The sequence below is a fragment of the Paenibacillus lupini genome (assembly GCF_011761355.1).
Taxonomy (GTDB): Bacteria; Bacillota; Bacilli; order Paenibacillales; family Paenibacillaceae; genus Pristimantibacillus; species Pristimantibacillus lupini.
In genome coordinates this window covers 76,471-97,263 of sequence record NZ_JAASRW010000003.1, presented here as the reverse complement: position 1 = coordinate 97,263, position 20,793 = coordinate 76,471, and the positions used below count along the sequence as shown (strand labels likewise).

The following is a 20,793-nucleotide window of genomic DNA, read 5'->3' as shown; positions in this document are numbered from 1 at the left end:
AAGGACGAACCTGTTATGGCGCGTAAACGACTTTCCTTACTTACGACGATCTGCTTAGCGATAGCCATGCTCGTACCACAATATGCATTGGCCGCGGCCGATTCACCCTCCTTTACCGTGACATCCGACAAAGGCACCCTGAACAGCGGCGACGAAGTTACCATGACGGTAAAAGGAAATGAGATGCAGGATGTGTATGCCTACGAATTACATGTGTACTACGATTCCGATCTGCTGACGTTCAAAACGGGCAGCGAGAAGACGGACGTTGTCGGCTTCAGCACTCCTGCCCAAGTCGTCGCCGACGGCGGAGGCGAATCCCATCTCGTGTTCGCCCACACCAAATCGGGAGTCTCGCCCGGCGACAGCGGCGAGCTCGATCTGGCTTCCTTTACCTTCAAGGCAGCTGCCAAAGGAAAGGCCGACGTCGAGGTCAGAAAAATCCGGCTCGTCGATTCAGGGCTTACTTCGAGTACCGTTGAAGACCATTACGGCACCTCGATTCAGATCGGATCATCGGGCGGCTCGGGCGGTTCCGGTGGCTCGGGCGGTTCCGGTGGCTCCGGCGGTTCCGGTGGTTCGGGAGGCGGCTTGCCCGTTGAATCAGCGGGTACGTTTAATGTGACGGCCGATCAATTGAAGGCAGACGGCACGGGCCATGCTACAATCGCGGTGCCGGAATCGGCCACCGTAATCAAGCTGCCGGCCAATACGGACGAGCTGCTCGGGAAAGCCAAGCTGAACGTCGTCACCTCCGGCAAAGCTGTATTGGAAATTCCGGCGGGCGTGTTCACCGAGCTGAAGAAAGGATTGATCGCTGCGCAGCTGCAGGGCGGCTCCATCTCCCTGACCGTCAAACCCGTCGCCGGTGCGCCAGCACTCGGAACGGATATCAAGCTGAGCGGACGCAGCTATGAGCTGAAGCTGCAAAGGATTGCGGCGGACGGCACATCCTACGATCTGCACCAGTTCAGCGAGCCTGTGACGCTTCGTTTGCCGGTTGACGCCTCAATCAATCCGAAGCTGGCGTCCATCTTCTATCTCCCGGATAGCGGAACTCCCGAGTTCGTAGGCGGGACGTACGAGAATGGCGTATATGTCGCGCAGCTCTCGCATTTCAGCTCTTACGCGGTACTCGAGATCGACAAGAATTTCTCCGATGTCCCCGGCAGCTATTGGGCTTCCGGCGTAATCAAGGAGCTATTCGCGAAGCAGATCGTGACCGGCACGACAGCCTCTACCTTCGAGCCGAACCGCAGCATTACCCGCGCCGAATTTACGGCGATACTCGTCAGGGCGCTTGGCTTGAAGGCGGAAGGAACGCCTGCCTTCACGGATATTCCCACGGGCGCCTGGTATGCGGATGACGTTGCCGCCGCTTATAAAGCCGGTATCGTTCAAGGCGTAAGCGGTAAGACGTTCTCACCTGGCGCCAATATTACCCGAGAGGAGATGGTCACGATCGCGATGCGAGGCTACGAATTGCTGAACGGCAAGCCTGCAGTTGCGGCGGCCGAACCGTTCAAGGACGAAGCCACCATCTCCGCTTGGGCGCTGGATAACGTCAAGAAGGCCGCATCTCTTGGTCTCATTCAAGGACGGGCGAATGGTCAATTCTTCCCGCTAGGCACCTCCACCCGCGCCGAAGCCGCGCAAATGATTTACGGGGTTATGAAATAAGCTGTAATTCCGATTCACGGCGATTCGGAGCTTCAGCAAAAACGGAAGGGAACCTGGTTCCCTTCCGTTTTTGCGTTTATTTGCATGCAAAGCAGTCATTCGTGCCCCAGAGCGAATCCGCGAACCCCCCCTCTAACAATACCCCCCTAGAATTTTTTACAAATTATATTCAAAACGCCGTTGACATGACACCGAATGGTGTCATATACTAAAAATCGTAAACAGACACCAAATGGTGTCGGATTAAAAATCAGTCACTCATGCAGCTTGCATAAACTTAAAGCCCATTTCGAGGAGGAAACAAAAATGAGCAAAACAATCGCAGCGGTAACAACCGCAAAAGTTAACGCCACGCCCCAAGGAAAGAAGATTGCCTATTGGTCAGTAACAGCACTACTCGCGGGAGCTCTTACGTTAAGTGGTCTCGGGCAGTTGATGGAATTAGGAGGTAATGTGGATCTTGTCACGAATCTGGGTTACCCCTTATACATCATGCAAATTCTAGGGATTTGGAAGCTGCTGGGAGTGATTGCTATTCTCGCGCCGCGATTTCCGCGGCTGAAAGAATGGACCCACGCCGGAATCTTCTTCCTCATGACGGGCGCAGCTTTCTCTCACCTGCTTGATCACGATTACGGCGATGGCGGGTTTAATGTTATCCTTCCGCTCTTCTACGCTGCTCTTAATATCGCCTCGTGGGCGCTGCGTCCGGAGAGCCGCAAGCTTTAAGGAGGTGATGAACTTGCGTGAATGAGGAAAATCCGCTTCGGGATGTATTTGACGCCATTGCAGATCCCACCCGGCGCCAGCTGATTCGACTATTAGCAGAGACGGAAGAGATACCGCTGCACGTAATCACAGCACAGTTTCCGATAGGCCGGACAGCGGTATCCAAGCATTTGGCCATTCTTAAGGAGGCCGGGCTGGTGACGGACAGAAAAGTCGGCAGAGAAACGCGATTCAGGCTTAACGCCTCCCCTATCAAAGAAATTCAAGATTGGGTAGCTTTCTACAGCAAGTCCTGGAGTACGAATATGAAACGCTTGAACGAGCTATTAGAGTAGCGTATGCTTACGAAGCTACTTATTCTTTCATAACTATTTATAGGAGGAAGTACAATGAGTTTAGCCTTATCCCTGGATTTTCAATACAAAACATCAATCGAGAAGCTGTGGTCTGCCTTGACCGATTCAAGCAAGCTTGGCAAGTGGGTGGCCAACATCCATACCGGCGAAGCGATGGAAAATAACTTCAAGCCCGAGGTCGGATACCATTTTCAATTCCGTACGCAACCATCGGAGTATTGGGATGGCATTATTGACGGCGAGGTGCTTACGGTGGACGCACCTAACCAGATATCCTACACATGGAACAGCGGAGGTATGAAGCACACCGTTACCTGGACGCTGCAGGATCTGGGAGACGGCAAGATCAATCTTCACCTCGAACAAACCGGATTCGCTAATGTTCAGGCCGTTAATGGGGCTAAATATGGCTGGAGCAAATGGTGCGGCGAGCTTGAAAAGGTCGTTGCTTAAGGTGATTAGGGTGTGAGCGTTCGGCAGCTTGGGCTACGTTGGATTATGTGCAGCCAAATGCGGAATATTTGACCAGCGGCTTGGGTTACGTTGGATTGTGTACAAGATAATCAGTTTATTTCGTCCGACATGGCTCTTCTCAGCCATTTTTACTGGATCGAATCCAACGTAGCACCGCGCCTCCTCTCCTTTTTGGCTTATTTTTAGTGGAGGAAATCCAACGTAACTGCCTTGTTTAAGTGGTTAGATGTCCGCGTTGTACGATTTAAAGCATTAAACTAAACAGCCCCCGGAGAGCATCACGCTCCCCGGGGGCTGTTTGTTTTCACACTTTCCTATTTCAAGATATCTTCTTGAATTGTCTTCTGATCCTTCACGATCTGGAAAATATCATCCGGCATCAGCACGGTATCTTTATTCGCGGTATACCATTCTTGGTAGAACGCATCAATCTTCTCACCATTGTATTTCTTCCAAAGACCTTGCATCTCGGTTATAGCCTTTTCAGGTGTATAGCTTGCGCCGCTTACAATTGCTTTCGTGGTGAGGTTGCCAATCTCAGTAGTCGCATTCTGTTGGTCCACCAGCAGGTCTTGCGGAACAGTAGGCAAATGCTCTACGTGTGTCAGGCCAGGGAACTTGGCACCTTGATCAATCATGTTATAGAGAATTTCCATGTTTTCCTTGAACTTATCCTTCGCGAGCTTCTCATCCGGCTTATCCGGATTAAAGCTGCTTGCGATGAACGAACATTTGCCGCCGCTTACAACAGAGAAGATCATATTATAGTCTTGACCCAGGTAGCCCAGTTCCGTCTTGTTCTTCTCTTGATCAATTGGATTCGGACAGCCGGTTGCCCCTGCTTGCCAATGCTCGCCCTCAATGCCGTTCGTCAGCGTTCTGCCAGTCTCAGGTGTTGACAGGAAGTCGACATATTCCATAATCGCTTTCGGATCCTTAGCATTGCGATTCACAACCGCTGTCAGCTGCACCGGATTGTTAATCCAGACTGTGTACTGGCCAAGCGGAGATTTTGGATTTGGTACAATCTCAAGATCTGCTCTTGGTACGTTTGCCTTCAACGTCGCATAATCCGTAATCCACAGACGGTTCCACATATTCGTGTTTGCCTGTACGAAATAGATGCCTGTCTTCCCGTTCAGGAAGTCCTGGCGAGCCTTTGCTCCGTTGTTGTCGGTAATAAAGTCTTTATCAATAATTCCTTCATCATACAGTTGTTTAGCGAAAGCAATGTATTGCTCGAAGTTATCCCATGTACGCACCAGCTTACCGCTTTCGTCTACATAGGAGTTATTCATGCCAGTTCCGCCGAAAATATCCGTAATACCTGGGCCGATATTCAAACCATACGTATCCTTTTGGCCATTGCCATCCGGGTCCTGCTCAGCGAATGCCTTCGCCACCTGATACAGCTCCTCGGTTGTTTTCGGAGTTGTTAATTTCAGCTTGTCCAGCCAGTCCTGGCGAATAACGATAACATTTTGCGGAATTGCTTCATTTAACTTGCCGAACTCATACATCTTCCCGTCCGACTTGGTAGCTGCTGATTTCAGAGCCGGATTGTCCTCCAGAAGCTTCTTGTAAGTCGTGCTGTATTGGTTGATCATATCGTCCAGCGGCATCAGCTGCTTCTGATCATATAGCGGGTTCTTAATATTTGGGTCGAATTCGAAGATCAGATCCGGTGCACTGCCGGATGCAAACAGTGTATTCAGCTTTTGCTTTGACTCTGTCCGTGGAACAGCCGTAAATTTCACATTCGTTGGACCGTTCTCGTTAATCCACTTGGTCCAGCGGTTTTTCTCCATCGTGCCTTCGGACGCTGCAATCAATCCACGGTCGTAGACCGTTGCGCTGATCGTTGGCTTTTTACCGCTGCCACTGTCGCCGGACTGTGCACTGTTATTCGTATTGTCATTATTTCCGCAAGCTGCCAGAACCGCAAGCAGTGTTAACGATGTACCTGCTATTAAAGCATTTCTCTTCGTCATCTTTACCATATATCTATTCCCCCATCGCCATAATGTAAAGTTAACCTTTCACAGACCCAAGCATGACACCTTTTACAAAATACTTCTGCAAGAACGGATAGATTAGAACCATTGGCAGAATCAGTACAATGATACCAGCCGACTTGATTCCTTCAGGCACAAGTGCCAGAGCAGTCGTATCATTCGCAAGCGATTCGGTCAGCAAGGACTGACTTGCAATCATCTGCTGAATAAGAACGGTAATTGTATATTTTTCGGTCGAGTTGATATAAATGAGTACGTTCATGAAATTGTTCCAATAGCCTACGCCATAGAACAGGACTAGTGTTGCAATGACCGGCATGGATAAAGGAAGAATAATCCTGAACAGCAAAGTCATTTCCTTGCAGCCGTCAATTCGTGCCGCCTCTTCAATCTCCGGTTCAATGCCTTCAAAGTAAGAACGCATAATGAGCATATTATACGTGCTGACCGCCCCTGGCATCCAAATCGACCAATACGAGTCTATCAGACCGAGGCTCTTCACAACCAGATAAGTAGGAATTAAGCCGCCGGTGAAGACCATCGTGAACAGCAGCATCAGCGTAAAGGTTCTTCTGCCGTAGAAATAGCCCTTCGACAGCGGATAAGCCGCACAGATGGTAAAGACCATCGAGATGATGACGCCGCCAACTGTCATAACAACCCCGTTCCAAAGTGAGGCCAGCACCCGCGTTCCTTCAAAAAGAGCCGAATAGCTCTGTAGCGTGACATCGATGGGCCAGAGCAATACTTTGCCTGACTCAACGGCCTGCTTGCCGCTGAAGGATATGGACAGAATGTTGATCACCGGTGCTAGACACGAGATCGAAATGAGCAGCAGGAGAACCGAAATCCCTATTCTTGTTATTTTATCTCCAGTAGATTCTCTCATCCTCGCTCACCTCAGAACAAATTGTTATCGAACTTCTTAGCCAACAGATTTGCGGCCAAAATAAGAATAAAGGCTACAACCGATTCGAACAGGCCTAGCGCCGTTGTCAGGCTGAACTGTCCACCCTGAATACCAAGTGTATAAATATAAGTACTAATAACCTCCGAAATATCGGATACCATTGCGTTACGAAGGTTGTAGATTTGATCGAAACCAACCTCTAAGACTCGTCCCATGGAGAGAATTAGCACTAAGATGATTGTGCCTCTAATTCCTGGCAGCGTAACATTCCAGGTTTGTTTCCATTTGCTTGCCCCGTCAATCGAAGCCGCTTCATAAAGTGCTGGAGAAATGGATGTAAGAGCTGCCAGATAAATAATGGTGCTGAAGCCCATCTCCTTCCATACACCGGAGCCTACAAAGATCGTGACCCAGGAGAGGGTTTTGTACAGGAACGGATACGGTTCGCCGTATTTGTCTTCAATCCAATGGTTCAGGAAGCTGGATTCCATCGAGAACAGTGTGATGACCATGCCGCCTACGATAACCCAGGAGAAGAAATGGGGCAGATAAACGACTGTCTGGACGAATTTTTTATACCATGTACGTCTAACGCTATTAATCATGAGTGCCAGGACAATCGGTACCGGGAACCCTACCACCAGATTGAGCACGCTCAGCCAAAGTGTATTCCATATAATCCGAAGCGTTTTATCATTGCTGAATAGCATTTCGAAGTTTTTAAAGCCTACCCAAGGACTGTGGAACACCCCATCAAAGAAGTTGTAGTTCTCAAAGGAGATGATCAGCCCTCCTATTGGCAAGTATCTAAAAATCAAGTAATATGCAAGTGCCGGAGCGAACATCAACAGAAGAGGCACATTTTTTTTGAACTTAGATGCTGATTTCATGTTTTCCCTCCTTTCGAGTTTCTGTTAACCTTTGACCTGTAACTAGTGTATCCGTTTACAAAATGCACTTCTTTAACTTTAATTAGAGGAACCTTTGTTTAAATTAGATCTTGTGTTAACGGAGGACGACATCTATGTTCAACTTACCTTTCCAAACCCGAAGTCTTGTCGTAAAGCTTATTCTCAGTTTGTCGCTCATCGTTATTCTCACTTCCTCTATTACCGGAATTATCGTATACCGGTCCAATCAGAAGATGTTCCGAGAGGAAATCCGAAGCCAATTTCTGCAAAATAACAAGCAGGCGCTTCAGCGAATCAATCAGAATATTCGCGAGGTGGAGCGCGTCTCGCAGTCTATCGTCTTCCATCCTACCGTTGTGTCCATCCTGACGAATTCCTTGAAAAACGAAGATAAAGTCGAACAGCTTCAGCTTATGTATGAAATGGTCTCGCAGGCCAAGCTGGATGCACCCCATGTCCGTGCGATGTTCATCTACAATCTGCGCGGCGAAAGCTATTATAATGCGAATTTCGGAGCTGTGTCGATGCTGGATCAGCCTACTCGCAGCCTCATTAATCAAGAGCTGGCTGGGACGAACGGGGCGTTGACCTGGTTCAGGTTGAAGCTTCCGAGCACAGCGGATCCAAGCGGTTACAGGAACATGATTATAGCGGCACGCCAAATGAAAAGTACCTTCCAGCAAACGTACGGGACACTAGTGTTGGTGCTGGACGAAGGTTTTTTCTCCGAGGTGATCGACGATATTGGACAAGATGACAGCATTGTCTATCTGCTTGACCGAAAGGACCGCCTTTTGTTTAGCGAGCAGAATCAGGATGATACTGAGGCCGAGCCAAAGCCCGAAGCCATTCCGCTGCAACACGACGTGGATGAGCAGGTTTCTGTTGTTCAAGCTACCGATCAAGGCAACTATCTGTTTGTGAAAAACATTTCCGATTCCGGTATCTTCAAGCTGATCAGCGGCTTAGGGCTCGATGCGCTGGACAAGCGGAACGCAGATATATTGAAGACGATCGCCATATCCGGCCTGTTCAGTATTCTGCTGACTAGTCTGCTTCTGACGCTCACCAGTACCAGGTTACTTCGTCCTCTGGGCAATCTGGTGTCCGGGATGAGGCGGCTCCGTTCAGGTCACATGAACGCCCGCGTTGAAGTTCGCTCCAAGGATGAACTTGCCTTTCTCGGAGAGTCGTTTAACGATATGGCCGACCATATTCAGAAGCTGATTGATGAGGTGCTGCTGAAGCAGCTGCGGGAGAAGGAAGCCGAGCTGAGGGCGATTCAGGCGCAGTTGAATCCGCATTTTCTATATAATATATTGAACGAAATCTACTGGAAGCTATATCTCCAGAATGTGAAGGACACAGCTGGCATCATCCAGTCGCTGTCCAAAATCCTGCAATATTCCTTGAAGCCTATCGAGCAGACAAGCACATTACGGGAGGAGCTTGAGCAGCTTCGGAGCTATATTAAGATTCAGATGGAGCTGTTCCATCCCGAGCTGGAGCTGGATATTCAGACGGACGAGCATCTGCTGTCGACGGAGATTCAAAGACTGGTTCTACAGCCAGCGGTCGAGAATGTCTTTGTCCACGCCTTTGCCAATAAAACAAAAGCGGACAAGAAGCTGCTGCGAATCCATGCTTATCAGGAGCAGGCTCATCTGAGAGTAGATATAACGGATAACGGCAGAGGTATTGAACCCGAGATGCTGCGCAAATTAGCGGCCAGTGAACGGGACGTTCATGGCAATCATTTGGGCATTCATAACGCGGTGCGGCGGATCCTGCTTGTGTACGGGGCACCTTACGGCCTTCAGTTCGTAAGTGAGGTGGATAGCGGAACAACTGTTAGTTACATTTTACCGATCAGTAGTAAGGGGGGATTCGTATGAAGGGAACCGTCTTAATTGTCGAGGATCAGCCTAATTTTCGTGAGGGACTGAAGTTTTTTATCAGCCAAAGTATGGCGAACTGGACCGTGATTGGGGAAGCGGAGACCGGAGAAGAAGGCTGGAATAAAGCCGTGGAGCTAAAGCCTGACCTTATTCTGATGGATATTCATATGCCGGTTATGAACGGAATTGAGCTGGCGGAGCGTATTCACAGGCATAACCTCGATATTCTGTTCATTATCATCACTGGCTTTCAAGACTTTCAATATGCGCAATCTGCTATTCGGTACGGTGCGATGGACTTCTTGTTAAAGCCCTGCTCAGATGAAGACATTTCGGGTATTCTGGACAGTGCATTTAAGAGGTTGAGAGTGAAACGCAAGGAGCAGCAGGCCACCAAGGAGCATCTGCTCCGTTCAATTTTGCTCAAGTATCAGAGGAATCAGGAGCTGGCATCTCATTTCATTCAACTGTTCCAAAGCAGCCAGTTGTGGCTGATTACGATAACGGATTACTTCCCTGCAGCGAAAAACTACCGGGCTGACGATCTGTATGTACTGCAATACGGGATCTATAATATTATTTTGGAGCTGGCTTTGAGCGAGGATGCGGATGCCAAGCTGCTCATTCTGAAGGAAGACCAGTTTATCTTATCGCTGTCCTCCTCTGAGCACACAACCGAATCTTGGCGTGAAAATGCAGCGATTGCCGTTCGGGAGTATCTCGGAATTGAGATCGATAGTATTCTGCTTGGGACAAGCTCGAATATCCCTCAATTAATGTCTGTTTACACGGACTACTGCGAGCATCTTACACTGCCAACGGGAATTCCGCAGCCTGAGGGCAAGAGCAACAAACATCAAGCAGTGGAAGCCGTGAAAAATGAAGTAATGTCATTAATTATCTCCGGCGACCATCTTGCGCTGCAGGATTATTTCGAGAAGGTGGGTCAGCAAGTAGGTATTCTTCATCTTACTGAAGGTAAGCTTAATGTGATTAACCATACCCTTGCGCTCGATCAAATCTCCGAGGTACTCGGGCTGTTCTCCCATCAAAGCAAACCGGTGGAGGTGCTGCTGCAGATGATCGATCAGCTTCATAATAACGGCGAGTTGCGGAACTGGTTCAAGGATACCTGTCGCGATTTTACAGCCCGGCTCGAGCGGTGGAAGCAGCAGGCTAACCCATACGTGAACAGTATCCAGCAAGCGATTGACTATATTGAAGAGCATTATTTAGACAACGACCTGTCGATCAAGCAGGTAGCCGAATGTATCCATCTGAACCCTAGTTACTTAAGTACATTGTTCAAGAAAGAAACCGGCGAGACGTTCACCGGCTACGTCACCAGGCTGAAGCTGCAGAAGGCACAGGTGCTGCTGCGCAATACCGATATGAAGATCTCGGAGATCTGCCAGACCGTAGGGTTCGACGACTCCACCTATTTCTCGAGCGTGTTTAAAAAACACTTCCAAGTCTCGCCGAGCGAATTCCGGCAGCATCATTAAGAGCGCAAAGGCGTAAAGAGCAGCGTGCCCCTAGGAGGCTGCTGCTGCAATGGAACGGAGCTTAGATAAAGCCTTTTCAGTTACCTCGGATCAAGTGATGCTAATTCGGGATTCCGACGGCGCACATCTACGTTGGATTTGATCCCGTGCATTTCTCGTGGATAGGCCGCTTCCCTTGACTAGATTGGAATTTATCCAGTATTTTCGCAGAGTTTCGAGCTGCCAAGACTTATTTCGAGAATTATGCTGGACGAAATCCAACGTAGCCAGCGGTACGCTTCGTTTGAGCGATTCAGGCTCACTGACTGTCTTCTTCGATATACGAAAAGGACCCTCTCAACGGTAATAACGGTCGAGAGAGTCCTTTTTATACTTTTCTATTAAACCAGATGGCAAGCAACCAGATGATCGGTGCCAATGGTCCGAAGAGCCGGCACCTCTTCCTTACAGCGTTCTGTCGCATAGGGACAGCGGGTATGGAACTTGCAGCCGGATGGCGGATTAGCCGGGCTTGGGATATCGCCGCTCAATACAATTCGTTCCCGCTTCAGCTTGGGAATCGGGATCGGAACGGCTGACAGCAGTGCCTTCGTATAAGGATGCTGCGGACGCAGGAACAAGTCCTCCCTCGAACCCGTCTCCACCATGGAGCCGAGATACATAACGCCGATCCGGTTGCACAGGTGCTCCACAACGCTTAGATCATGAGAGATGAACAAATAAGATAACCCGTTTGTTTCCTGCAGCTTACGGAATAGATTGATGATCTGTGCTTGGATTGATACATCCAGCGCGGACACCGGCTCATCGGCAATGATAAGCTCGGGATTAAGCGCAAGCGCCCGTGCTATGCCAATCCGCTGACGCTGGCCGCCCGAGAATTCATGCGGAAGACGGTCAATATGATAGTCAGACAAACCGCATAGCTCCAGCACCTCCAGCACCTTGCTGCGAATCTCCGACTTGCTGGCCAATTGATGATCAAGCAGTGCCTCGCCTATCGCATCGCCCACACGCACCCGCGGATTCAAAGAGCTGTATGGATCCTGGAAAATCAGCTGCAGAGCCGGCCGCAATTGCCGAAGCTCATCCTTCGGAAGCGAATAGATATCCGTTCCCTTGAACAGAACGTCGCCGGACGTCTTCTCGGTCAAGCGGGCAATCGAACGGCCGACGGTGCTTTTGCCGCTGCCCGACTCGCCCACAAGACCAAAGGTTTCGCCTTTGCGGATCGTGAAGCTGAGGTCATCAACGGCCTTCACATGACCAACCGTCCGATTCAGAAGTCCCGACTGGATGGGGAAATATTTTTTCAGATTGCGCACTTCCAGCAACGCTTCAGGCATACCGTTTCTCCTCCTCATACAGCCAGCAAGCCGCTTGCTGCAGATCGCCTACCGTGGTGAGCTCGGGCTGCTTGGTCCGGCAGATGGCCATACATTGCTCGCAACGGTCATGGAAGTAGCACGATTCCGTGAGTTCAAGCGGATTCGGTACTTGTCCGGGAATGGAATAAAGCTCATCCTGCAGTTGATTCATGATCGGCTTCGAACGCAGCAGTCCCTTTGTATAAGGATGCTTCGGATTCGCAAAGATCGCCTCCACTTCCCCCTGCTCCACGATTTTGCCGGCGTACATGACGGCTACATAATCAGCCATTTCCGCCACTACGCCAAGATCATGGGTAATGAGCAGAATCGACATCCCGCTCTCTTCCTTCAGGCTGCGAAGCAGATCGAGAATTTGCGCTTGGATGGTCACGTCGAGCGCTGTAGTTGGTTCGTCGGCAATAAGCAGCTTAGGCCCGCAGGAGATGGCCATTGCGATCATAACCCGCTGCAGCATGCCGCCGCTTAATTCATGCGGATACGCATCGACAATCTGTTCCGCCCTGGAAATGCCCACTTGCTTAATCAGCTCAATTGCACGCTTGCGCGCCGCCTTCCTGCTCAGCTTCAGATGTTCCATCAGCGGTTCAATCACTTGCTCGCCGATCTTCAGAACGGGATTAAGCGAAGACATCGGCTCTTGGAAGATCATCGCGATTTCATGACCGCGTATCGTACGAAGCTCATTACGGGACAGCTTGAGCAGATCGCGGTCCTGAAACTGGATACTGCCGCCCTCTACCTTGCCGCCCGCATTTCCTATAAGCCCCATTACCGACATGGCAGTGATGCTTTTTCCGCTGCCGGATTCCCCTACGATACAGACCGTTTCACCCGGCTTGATCCGCAGGCTGACATCGTCCACGGCACGGACAGTTCCGGCTTCCGTCTTGAAGAAGGTCTGGAGATGATCAATTGTTAGCAAATCCTTCATGATAGAAGCTCACCTACCTTTTCTGTTTCGGATCCAGCACATCGCGCAGGCCGTCGCCAAATATATTGATGGCAATGACAGTCGCAAAAATGGACAAGCCCGGCGGAATCCACAGCCATGGCCGCTCCTGGAAATCAATCATGTTATTCGCGGCATCAATCATATTCCCCCATGTCGGCGTCGGAGGCATAACGCCCAATCCGAAGAAGCTAAGCACCGATTCGCTCAATATCGCGCCGCCGATATTCAGCGTTGCAATAACGATAATAAGCGGCACAAGATTCGGAAGCAGATGCCGGAACAGCTTGCGTCTATCGCTGAGGCCAAGTACGATCGTCGCCTGCATGAACTCCCGCTCTCGCAAGGACAACATCTGCCCCCTAATCATCCGGGCTAATCCCGGCCAACTGACGATGCTAAGCATCAGCATTACGATATACATCCGGTAGTCCGGCGGCACTTTCCACTCCGATAGCAGCGCACCGATAATGAACAGGAGCGGAAGGCTTGGTATCGTCAGCAGCAAGTCCGCCAGCCTCATAATGAGCTGGTCGACAACACCGCGATAATAACCGGCAATAATGCCAAGTAAAGTACCGATGAAGACGGACAATACCATCGAAGCGAGTCCGACCGTAAGCGAGATTCTCCCCGCCTGAAGCACGCGGGTCAGCACATCCCTACCAAGCGTGTCAGTACCAAGCCAGTGCTTGGCATATGGAGCGTGATTCATTAACGCCATATTGATTTTGTTATCGGCATAAGGCGAGAAGAACGGTCCGATAAAACAAGACAAAAACATAATAATGACAACAGCAAAACCCGTTATCGCCAATTTGTTGCGCACAAGTCTCCGGAAGGATTGCTGCCATAACGAAGAACGGACATGCGATTGATTCTTATTGACTTTTACTCCCTGAGCCATTTCACCACTGGCAATCGTCATCTATAAGCCCCCTTCCTACAGCTTCACGCGCGGATCCGCGAGATGATACAGAATGTCGGACATAAGCGTACCGATTACCGTCAGCACGGCGATAAACATCGTAAAGCCCATCAGCAGCGGATAATCGCGCAGTCCGAAGGACTGCATATACAGCTGCCCGATACCCGGCCAGTTAAAAATCTTCTCAATAATAAGAGATCCTCCGAACAAGGCCGGAAGCTCGAAGCCAACCAGCGTGATGGCAGGCAGCAACGCATTGCGAAGCGCATGGGTGAATAATACCTTGCGTTCCGTCAACCCTTTCGCCCGGGCAGTTCGTATATAGTCCTGTTTAATGACGTCAATCATGTTGCTGCGGAAGTAACGCGTCAGCGAACCAACGCCCAGCAGCGTCATAACAATTACCGGAAGCGTCATATGATGAATCACTTCCTTCACATAGGCAAATCCTTGGGCGTTGCTGCCCGTCGTAATCATTCCTCCTGGAGGCAGCCATTTCAAATCAACGGCAAGCACCTTAATCAGGAACAGCCCGATGAAGAAGGATGGGATAGACATCGCGGCAAAAATAAGCACCATCACCAGCGTATCAAACCAGGAATATTGTTTATACGCCGCAATGACCCCAATCACGACGGCAATAAGCCAGGTAAAGAAGGTGGAGATAGCCGCAAGAAGGAATGAGTTCCAGATGTATTGATTGAACAAGGTGAGTACCGGCTTCTGCTGGGCAAGCGAATAGCCGAAGTCTCCATGTATGGCATTCTTCATCCAAGTGAGATACCGCTCGATCAATGGCTTGTTAAGCCCGTAAATTTCCCGCAGCTCCGCCTTGCGTTCCGGGGTTAATTTAATATTGCCGGTGATGAAATCACCCGGCGTCAAGGCGTACAAGCTAAAGATCAGAAAGGAAGCGGCGAGCAATATAATAGCCATGTAGGTAAATCTCTTCACGAAATAAGTGCTCATATCGGCTCCTTAACCTCACATCCCCTGCCCGGATTTGCTCCGGGCAGGGGACATTATTTTTACTTCAGGTTCCAATTCGGCAGGCTTGACGCCAGTCCGTAGAATGGGCTGAGGGACAGGTTCTCAATTCTTGCGTTATAAGCATAGACACTTTTCTTGTAGTTGGTAAAGATAACCGGCAGATCATCGTTAAGAAGCTGGAAGATTTCTTTGTAAATCGCCTTGCGTTCTTCCATGTCGGTTGTAGCAAGCCCTTTCTCGTACAGCTCCTTGAACTTCGGATTATCATAGCCTTTAATCTCGCCGTCTACGAATTGCAACAAACCGTCGGAAGGATCCGTCAGAAGCGGTGTCGAGAAAGAAACCATGTCGTAGTCTCCGCCTTCTACCTTGGAGACCAGCGAGTTGAAATCGGCAAATACTTCAGGCTCAAACTCTACGCCAAGCGCGGACAAGTTTTCTTTGGCAACCGCGATGAAAATATCCGTGTTCTTGCTCTTCGTGCCAAGATAATGGATTTTCAGCTTCTCGCCGTCTTTCTCGCGAATGCCGCCTGCTCCAACGGTCCAACCGGCTTCATCGAGAAGCGACTTCGCTTTTTCCGTGTCGAATTTGTAAGGGTTAATGTTATCTTCCGTATAAGCCCAAGAGATTGGCGAAGATGGAATATTAGCCACAACGCCTGCTCCCTGGTTGGCATCGACGTAGATGCTTTGGCGGTCAAGACCGTAGGTTAGAGCTTGACGCACCTTCTTGTCCTGAAGCGCCTTGTGCTCAAAGTTTAGCTGCAGGTAGCTGTAAGTGCTTGGCGTATATGGAACGATATTAACGAAGCCGAGCGACTTCAGCTTGTCTATATTTTCGGTAGTGGCGCTGAATGAGGCATAGTCAACTTCACCTGTCTCCAGGTATTGCCACGTATCGCCTTCGGATGTTTTATAGATGAAGTTTTTGGTTTTCGGCTTCTCGCCGTAGTAGTTCTCATTAGCCGTAAAACGAACCTCTTGGCCAGGAATGAATTTTTCCAGCTTGTACGGGCCGGTGCCAAGCGGCTTCGAGCTAAGCTGCTTCATATAATCCAGATTGCCTTGCTTGTAGTCCTTGCCGTAGTAAGCCTTGGACAGAACATCGGAACCAAGCAGCACCAGGGCAGCCGCATTGGGCTTATCCAAAGTGACGGAGATAGTCTGCGGATCTGTCACCTTGATTCCCTCAATAGAGGTCGCGCTTCCGTCTTTGTAAGCCGCGCTTCCTTTAACACCCAGCGTATTGACCTGCGAATCACCGTCATACGACTTGTCATTCAGGATCGTCCACGTGAACGCTACATCCTCGCTTGTAAGCGGAGAGCCGTCGCTGAATTTCAGATCCTTGCGCAGGTGGAACGTATAGGTCAAGCTGTCAGGCGATACTTCCCATTTCTCCGCCAGTCCTGGCTGAGGAACGCCCTCGTCATCCACGGTTACAAGCGGGGTATAGAGAAGCGAAGAGACGTTGCCGTCATAACCGCTTTGCTGGAAATAAGGAGTAAATGCACCGCTTGGGTCGGTGAGTCCGACAATAATCATATCCGTCCGCTTTTTTGCTTGATCAGGCAATTTGCTGATGTCGCTGGCTAGAATCGTGTCCGTTAATCCTTGCGAAGCAGAGCCGGAGTTATTGCCGCTGCCGGCTTGAACATTGGTATTGCCGGATGTCGGTGAATTCGCGGGCGCCTCATTGCCATTATTAGAGCAAGCAGCAAGGAACAAGGTGCCGGCAAGCACAACCGATGTTGTGGCTAAAGTTAACTTCTTCATAAATACCCTCCCATAATGTACAATACTGATATCCGATTAATTCCGATTAAATGACTATGAATTGGAATCTTTAGTCCCTATTATAGAAACTAGATACAGTTCTGTAAAGAGAGAACTAAAAAATATTTCTTTTTTCAGAGAAATAAAGGGAATAACAAAAATGCCGCTTTCCCCTAATTGGGGCAAGCGGCATTTTCAATGTTGCTATTTTCCGGTTATATAATCCATAATGGCATGCTGCAAACGATCAAGCGTTCCGGCACGCAAGCTGTAAACCGTCAAGTTCTCCCCTTCAAAATGGGCATGAATCAGTCCCGCGCTCCGAAGCTTCGTAATATGATCATGCGTAATTCCTTTAGACAGCTTTAAATGGCGGTGAATCTCTATAAAGGTTCTTGGGCCTTGATGCAGATAACGCAGGATCTTCAGTCTGCTCTTCTCCCCCAAGCTTCTTAAGATGCGATAATCATGGGCGGATAAAAAATCCCCTTCGCTAAGGTCCACTCTCGCTGAGTAGTAGCAAAGCGTTAGCTGATTAAAGTGCGATATCACATTAATGGGCTGAAAGTGATACTGCGGAATCATCACAAGCTTACTTAAACTCGCTATAGGCTCAAAAATAAGTCCGTTTGTCGTCTCATCTATGAATTGCCAGGCTGGCGTGGCTGACTTGGCGTTCTTTCTCTCCGCTGCAACCTCCTCCAGGCTGCTCAATATTCGCGGGCTGATATGCTCGAAATATTGCTCCTGCCACATGGTGAACAGCTTGAGGATCTTCTCTTTGAATGCGCTCATATCTACCGGGAAGTTGCTGCTGTACGGAGACATCCTTTCATACAGTTCGCCCATACCCTGCTTGGACAGCCAATTCACAAAGGCCGGAACATCCGTTTCCGGACACAAATGAACAAGCAGAAACGCATATTTCCATTCCTGATCAATAGATAGTTGATCCAGCCATTCCGCCAAATCCGGAGTCAGCTTGATGCGGGTTTCCTGTGCCCAGCTAGGTGAAAGATCGAGCTTCTTATGTGATTTTCGGCAAATATAGGTATGCAAACTACTGATCGCTTCGTTCAGCGGTTTAAATTCGATGTCTATATGGTAATCCATCCACACCCACCCTTCGCCTTCTAGGTCGAAATACCTTGACTTGGGCGTATTCTACACGGAAATGAATACGATTGCAACATGAAGAGCAGCACCCAAGGAGCATAATGCTCCCCGGATGCTGCTCTTTTATAATAGTAGATTCTAATTATTGGCTAACAATGGAACCCATCGATGCAGATGCCAGCGGAGAGAAGCCTTCCGTTGGCTCGCCTACCGGCTGATTCACTTTGAACAGGAAGCTCGCGCCGTCAACCGTCTTCACGATGACTTCCTTCGTCAGTTTATCGCCCGCGGCTTTGAGCATCAGGTCGAAGTCGCCAATCATGGAGCTTGAGTCCTTCGGATCAATCGTCTGCACATCACCTGTAGCTGCAAGCTCTTTCTCCGCATCTGCCTTAATATCGTCCAGCTTGAAGCCTTCCGGCAGCTTGCTGATCTCTACATAATAGTTGTTGTCGACATTCATGATCAGCTTGTTCGCAGCCGCATCGAATTTGAACTGCTCGAAGATATACAGCGCATAACCTTCGCCTTTCGCCAGCGTGCCGGTACGGGTCTCTTCATTGCCTTCCAGCTGGAATTTGAAGTCCTTCGTAGCTGGGAGATCCTTGGCTGGCGTATCTCCTGCCGCCTTCTCGATCTTCGTAATGGTGAGCACTTTGACTGTTGCATCACCTTCAATCGCAGCCTCCGTGTACTCGAACGTTACGGCATCGCCTTCCTTCAGAGCGTTTGCCGCTTCCTCTGTTCCCTCTCCAAGCTGGTAGGCAGCTGCCTCGCCATCCACTGTAATTTCAACCGTATGGGAGTCGGCCAAGCCGACAAACACGCCATGACCTTGTTTGGTTTCTGCATTTGGTGATTCCGTAGGCGCCGGTGTTGCCGATTCCGTTGGACTCGTCGTAGGAGCCGCATTGTTATTGTTGTTACCGTTGCAAGCGGACAGTAGAAAAGCTGCCAGGACAGTACTGCTAAGCAGAATAGTCCATTTTGTCGTGATGTTCTTGTTTTTCATTTGTTACCTCCTATAAAGAATTGCAACGCAATTCTTACTTCGTAAGCATCAGCTAAAGAATTGCAACGCAATTCTTACTTCGTAAGCATTAGCTAAAGAATTGCAACGCAATTCTTACTTCGTAAGCACTGCTCACCATTACAAACGAATTCTCTCCTGTAAAGGTTACATTAATTTTATGAATAACATCCCCCAAGATAAGGGAAACCTTGTAATATCCCGCCATAAGAGGGGGTTCCTTGCATCGACAGCACTACTATTTTGGAGCATAATGAGAGAAATATAATAAATCCTCTATCGAAGCTTATTCACGATGAGCGACCGCGGTTAAAGGAAGGATTTAGCGCCAAACAAAATTTTTGATTTTGAAAATTTCAGTTGTGGAAATTAAAAGGTTGTAATTCCGAGTAATCCGATGTAATATAAATTTCATCAGAACAGCTCAGACAAAACTGGAGGATGGAATCATGCGCAAAAGCATTCCCGCTTTACTTACCCTCATTATTCTAGCAGTAGTAATCAGTGCTTGCAGTGGTAACAACAATGGCAATAATGCAGGCAACAACTCCGAAGCATCGCCTTCGAATACGGCAGCAGCCGATCAACCAAAAGACGGTGGCAGCTTGATCCTTGGTGTACAAGCCGACCCTGTCATTCTTAACCCAATCTATGCAGGCGACCGTGTCAGCCTGACAATTGACCAAGCCCTTTACGCTCCACTGTTCCAAGTGAACAACGGTGAGAAAACATTCTACCTGGCTGACAGCCTTGAGCCTTCGGCTGACAACCTGACTTATACTTTGAAGCTGAAAAGTGGTCTTACTTGGCATGATGGCCAGCCGCTCACAGCAGACGACGTTGTCTTCACTTTCGATTCGATTCTTGACGAGAAGCAAAACAGCTTCTTCCGTGAGAACCTGATCATCGGCGGTAAGCCGGTCAAAGCAGTGAAAGTTGACGATACAACAGTTGAATTTCAACTGCCGCAAGTTAACCCGGCATTCGAAGCAACACTTGTGCAATTGACTCCGATTCCTAAGCATATTTTCGAAGGCGAAGCGAATATTGAGAAAAGCACAAAGAACAACACACCAGTAGGTTCTGGTGCCTTCAAATTCAAAGAATACAAAACAGGCGAGTATGTAACGCTTGAGCGTTTCGATAACTACTTCGCAGGCAAACCGCATCTGGATTCGATCACTTACCGTGTAGCAAAAGATGCGAACGCAGCGAACCTGGCTCTTCAAAATGGCGAAATCAATGTGAAATACCTTGATCCGCAAGACGTATCGACAATCGAAAGCACTGGCAACTTCGATATTCAAGCTTACAGCGAAGGCCGCCTTGCTTACCTGCTCTTTAATGAAGACAGCGACACTGGCGCTATGAAGAAAAAAGAAGTTCGTCAAGCGATCTCTTACGCCCTGAATCGTGAAGAGCTGATCCAAACGGTATATGGCTCGAGCGACTATGCCGACCAAGCCAAATCGTTCGTAACACCGGACGGCCTGTTCCACACGAACGACGTTACTTCTTACGATAATGATGTAGATAAAGCAAAAGAACTGCTGGCTTCCGCTGGCGAAAGCAACCTGAAGCTTCGTTTCATCGTATCCAGCGGCAACAAAGCACAAGAAGCAGCTGCCCTGTACATTCAGCAAAAGCTGAAAGCTGTTGGTATCACGGTTGAACTGCAAAGCATGGACGCTTCGGCTTACGGTCAGAAATTTACGGACCTGAAATCCAAAGATTATGAACTGACCTATGCAGGCTACATCATGGGTTACGACCCGGATGCTTACCGCATTCTGTTCACAAGCGGTTCCAATTCCAACTACGCTCGTTACTCGAACCCAGAAGTAGATACACTGTTCAACCAAGGTGCTGGTGAAGCAGATGCAACTAAACGCGGCGAGGCTTACCAAAAGCTGCAGCAAATCATCGCTGATGATGCTGTTGTATACCCTGTAGGCTACACAAAAACAATCGTAGCTATCGACAAACGTTACGGCGGCCTCGATCAAGCGGTTCTGAAACCAGTCGTTATTTTCGAAGATCCGTCCAAGCTGTACATGAAATAAGAAAACCTCTGCTCTCTGCTTTAAAATTAAAGTGAATATTGATACAGGCAAAAAATAGCTGAGTTTTCTC

At 49.1% G+C, this 20,793-nt stretch carries 17 protein-coding genes and 1 pseudogene; 8 read left to right on the top strand and 10 right to left on the bottom strand.

What is annotated here, in order from left to right:
* Positions 1-15: 15 nt before the first annotated feature.
* The 5 genes and pseudogenes from FHS17_RS31225 to FHS17_RS10065 form a co-directional block, all read left to right on the top strand.
* Positions 16-432, top strand: a pseudogene (locus FHS17_RS31225) (cohesin domain-containing protein); the annotation flags it as partial.
* A gap of 159 nt (positions 433-591) precedes the next feature.
* Positions 592-1,680: an S-layer homology domain-containing protein gene (locus FHS17_RS10080; RefSeq protein ID WP_243865287.1), complete on the top strand. Its 1,089-nt coding sequence runs from the start codon at positions 592-594 to the stop codon at positions 1,678-1,680.
* A gap of 306 nt (positions 1,681-1,986) precedes the next feature.
* Positions 1,987-2,409, top strand: coding sequence for a DoxX family protein (locus FHS17_RS10075; RefSeq protein WP_167278295.1), 423 nt, complete (start codon positions 1,987-1,989; stop codon positions 2,407-2,409).
* Positions 2,410-2,426: 17 nt separating this feature from the next.
* Positions 2,427-2,744, top strand: coding sequence for a metalloregulator ArsR/SmtB family transcription factor (locus FHS17_RS10070; RefSeq protein WP_167278294.1), 318 nt, complete (start codon positions 2,427-2,429; stop codon positions 2,742-2,744).
* 54 nt (positions 2,745-2,798) lie between these two features.
* Positions 2,799-3,218 (top strand): SRPBCC family protein, encoded by a 420-nt coding sequence (locus FHS17_RS10065; protein WP_167278293.1) that lies wholly within the window; start codon positions 2,799-2,801, stop codon positions 3,216-3,218.
* Between the two features lie 335 nt (positions 3,219-3,553).
* On the opposite strand, the gene FHS17_RS10060 is transcribed toward FHS17_RS10065, so the two are convergent.
* Genes FHS17_RS10060 through FHS17_RS10050 form a run of 3 tightly spaced genes read right to left on the bottom strand, consistent with a single transcriptional unit; the run spans position 3,554 to position 7,054 of the window.
* A complete protein-coding gene (locus FHS17_RS10060) occupies positions 3,554-5,239 on the bottom strand; it encodes an extracellular solute-binding protein (protein WP_167278292.1) in 1,686 nt (561 codons plus the stop codon).
* Between the two features lie 31 nt (positions 5,240-5,270).
* A complete protein-coding gene (locus FHS17_RS10055) occupies positions 5,271-6,143 on the bottom strand; it encodes a carbohydrate ABC transporter permease (protein ID WP_167278291.1) in 873 nt (290 codons plus the stop codon).
* Positions 6,144-6,154: 11 nt separating this feature from the next.
* On the bottom strand, positions 6,155-7,054 hold the full coding sequence (locus FHS17_RS10050) for an ABC transporter permease (protein ID WP_167278290.1): 900 nt from the start codon (positions 7,052-7,054) through the stop codon (positions 6,155-6,157).
* Between the two features lie 134 nt (positions 7,055-7,188).
* On the opposite strand from FHS17_RS10050, the gene FHS17_RS10045 reads away from it, so the two are divergent.
* Positions 7,189-8,970, top strand: coding sequence for a cache domain-containing sensor histidine kinase (locus tag FHS17_RS10045; protein WP_167278289.1), 1,782 nt, complete (start codon positions 7,189-7,191; stop codon positions 8,968-8,970).
* A complete protein-coding gene (locus FHS17_RS10040) occupies positions 8,967-10,478 on the top strand; it encodes a response regulator transcription factor (protein ID WP_167278288.1) in 1,512 nt (503 codons plus the stop codon). Before FHS17_RS10045 ends, FHS17_RS10040 begins: the two co-directional genes overlap by 4 nt.
* 380 nt (positions 10,479-10,858) lie before the next feature.
* On the opposite strand, the gene FHS17_RS10035 is transcribed toward FHS17_RS10040, so the two are convergent.
* The 7 genes from FHS17_RS10035 to FHS17_RS10005 form a co-directional block, all read right to left on the bottom strand.
* Positions 10,859-11,824: an ABC transporter ATP-binding protein gene (locus tag FHS17_RS10035; RefSeq protein ID WP_167278287.1), complete on the bottom strand. Its 966-nt coding sequence runs from the start codon at positions 11,822-11,824 to the stop codon at positions 10,859-10,861.
* Positions 11,817-12,800, bottom strand: a complete 984-nt coding sequence (locus FHS17_RS10030) for an ABC transporter ATP-binding protein (RefSeq protein ID WP_167278286.1) — start codon at positions 12,798-12,800, stop codon at positions 11,817-11,819. Before FHS17_RS10030 ends, FHS17_RS10035 begins: the two co-directional genes overlap by 8 nt.
* A 13-nt stretch (positions 12,801-12,813) precedes the next feature.
* On the bottom strand, positions 12,814-13,725 hold the full coding sequence (gene opp4C / locus FHS17_RS10025) for an oligopeptide ABC transporter permease (protein WP_415639901.1): 912 nt from the start codon (positions 13,723-13,725) through the stop codon (positions 12,814-12,816).
* A gap of 36 nt (positions 13,726-13,761) precedes the next feature.
* Positions 13,762-14,715: an ABC transporter permease gene (locus FHS17_RS10020; RefSeq protein WP_167278284.1), complete on the bottom strand. Its 954-nt coding sequence runs from the start codon at positions 14,713-14,715 to the stop codon at positions 13,762-13,764.
* Between the two features lie 59 nt (positions 14,716-14,774).
* Positions 14,775-16,514 carry an ABC transporter substrate-binding protein gene (locus FHS17_RS10015; protein WP_167278283.1) on the bottom strand — a complete coding sequence of 580 codons (1,740 nt, stop codon included), beginning with the start codon at positions 16,512-16,514 and terminating at the stop codon, positions 14,775-14,777.
* A 204-nt stretch (positions 16,515-16,718) separates the two neighbouring features.
* Positions 16,719-17,627 (bottom strand): ArsR/SmtB family transcription factor, encoded by a 909-nt coding sequence (locus FHS17_RS10010; RefSeq protein WP_167278282.1) that lies wholly within the window; start codon positions 17,625-17,627, stop codon positions 16,719-16,721.
* A gap of 145 nt (positions 17,628-17,772) precedes the next feature.
* Positions 17,773-18,642 (bottom strand): hypothetical protein, encoded by an 870-nt coding sequence (locus FHS17_RS10005; RefSeq protein WP_167278281.1) that lies wholly within the window; start codon positions 18,640-18,642, stop codon positions 17,773-17,775.
* Between the two features lie 467 nt (positions 18,643-19,109).
* Here FHS17_RS10005 and FHS17_RS10000 point away from each other — a divergent pair, with 467 nt between their 5' ends.
* Positions 19,110-20,723: an ABC transporter substrate-binding protein gene (locus FHS17_RS10000; protein ID WP_167278280.1), complete on the top strand. Its 1,614-nt coding sequence runs from the start codon at positions 19,110-19,112 to the stop codon at positions 20,721-20,723.
* Positions 20,724-20,793: the final 70 nt, after the last annotated feature.

Bases quoted from the DNA above. Each gene is read 5' to 3' on its own strand.
- FHS17_RS10075 (WP_167278295.1), top strand. From the start codon at position 1,987: ATGAGCAAAACAATCGCAGCGGTAACAACCGCAAAAGTTAACGCCACG.
- FHS17_RS10065 (WP_167278293.1), top strand. From the start codon at position 2,799: ATGAGTTTAGCCTTATCCCTGGATTTTCAATACAAAACATCAATCGAG.
- FHS17_RS10060 (WP_167278292.1), bottom strand. From the start codon at position 5,239: ATGGTAAAGATGACGAAGAGAAATGCTTTAATAGCAGGTACATCGTTA.
- FHS17_RS10055 (WP_167278291.1), bottom strand. From the start codon at position 6,143: ATGAGAGAATCTACTGGAGATAAAATAACAAGAATAGGGATTTCGGTT.
- FHS17_RS10050 (WP_167278290.1), bottom strand. From the start codon at position 7,054: ATGAAATCAGCATCTAAGTTCAAAAAAAATGTGCCTCTTCTGTTGATG.
- FHS17_RS10045 (WP_167278289.1), top strand. From the start codon at position 7,189: ATGTTCAACTTACCTTTCCAAACCCGAAGTCTTGTCGTAAAGCTTATT.
- FHS17_RS10040 (WP_167278288.1), top strand. From the start codon at position 8,967: ATGAAGGGAACCGTCTTAATTGTCGAGGATCAGCCTAATTTTCGTGAG.
- FHS17_RS10035 (WP_167278287.1), bottom strand. From the start codon at position 11,824: ATGCCTGAAGCGTTGCTGGAAGTGCGCAATCTGAAAAAATATTTCCCC.
- FHS17_RS10030 (WP_167278286.1), bottom strand. From the start codon at position 12,800: ATGAAGGATTTGCTAACAATTGATCATCTCCAGACCTTCTTCAAGACG.
- opp4C (WP_415639901.1), bottom strand. From the start codon at position 13,725: ATGGCTCAGGGAGTAAAAGTCAATAAGAATCAATCGCATGTCCGTTCT.
- FHS17_RS10020 (WP_167278284.1), bottom strand. From the start codon at position 14,715: ATGAGCACTTATTTCGTGAAGAGATTTACCTACATGGCTATTATATTG.
- FHS17_RS10015 (WP_167278283.1), bottom strand. From the start codon at position 16,514: ATGAAGAAGTTAACTTTAGCCACAACATCGGTTGTGCTTGCCGGCACC.
- FHS17_RS10010 (WP_167278282.1), bottom strand. From the start codon at position 17,627: ATGGATTACCATATAGACATCGAATTTAAACCGCTGAACGAAGCGATC.
- FHS17_RS10005 (WP_167278281.1), bottom strand. From the start codon at position 18,642: ATGAAAAACAAGAACATCACGACAAAATGGACTATTCTGCTTAGCAGT.
- FHS17_RS10000 (WP_167278280.1), top strand. From the start codon at position 19,110: ATGCGCAAAAGCATTCCCGCTTTACTTACCCTCATTATTCTAGCAGTA.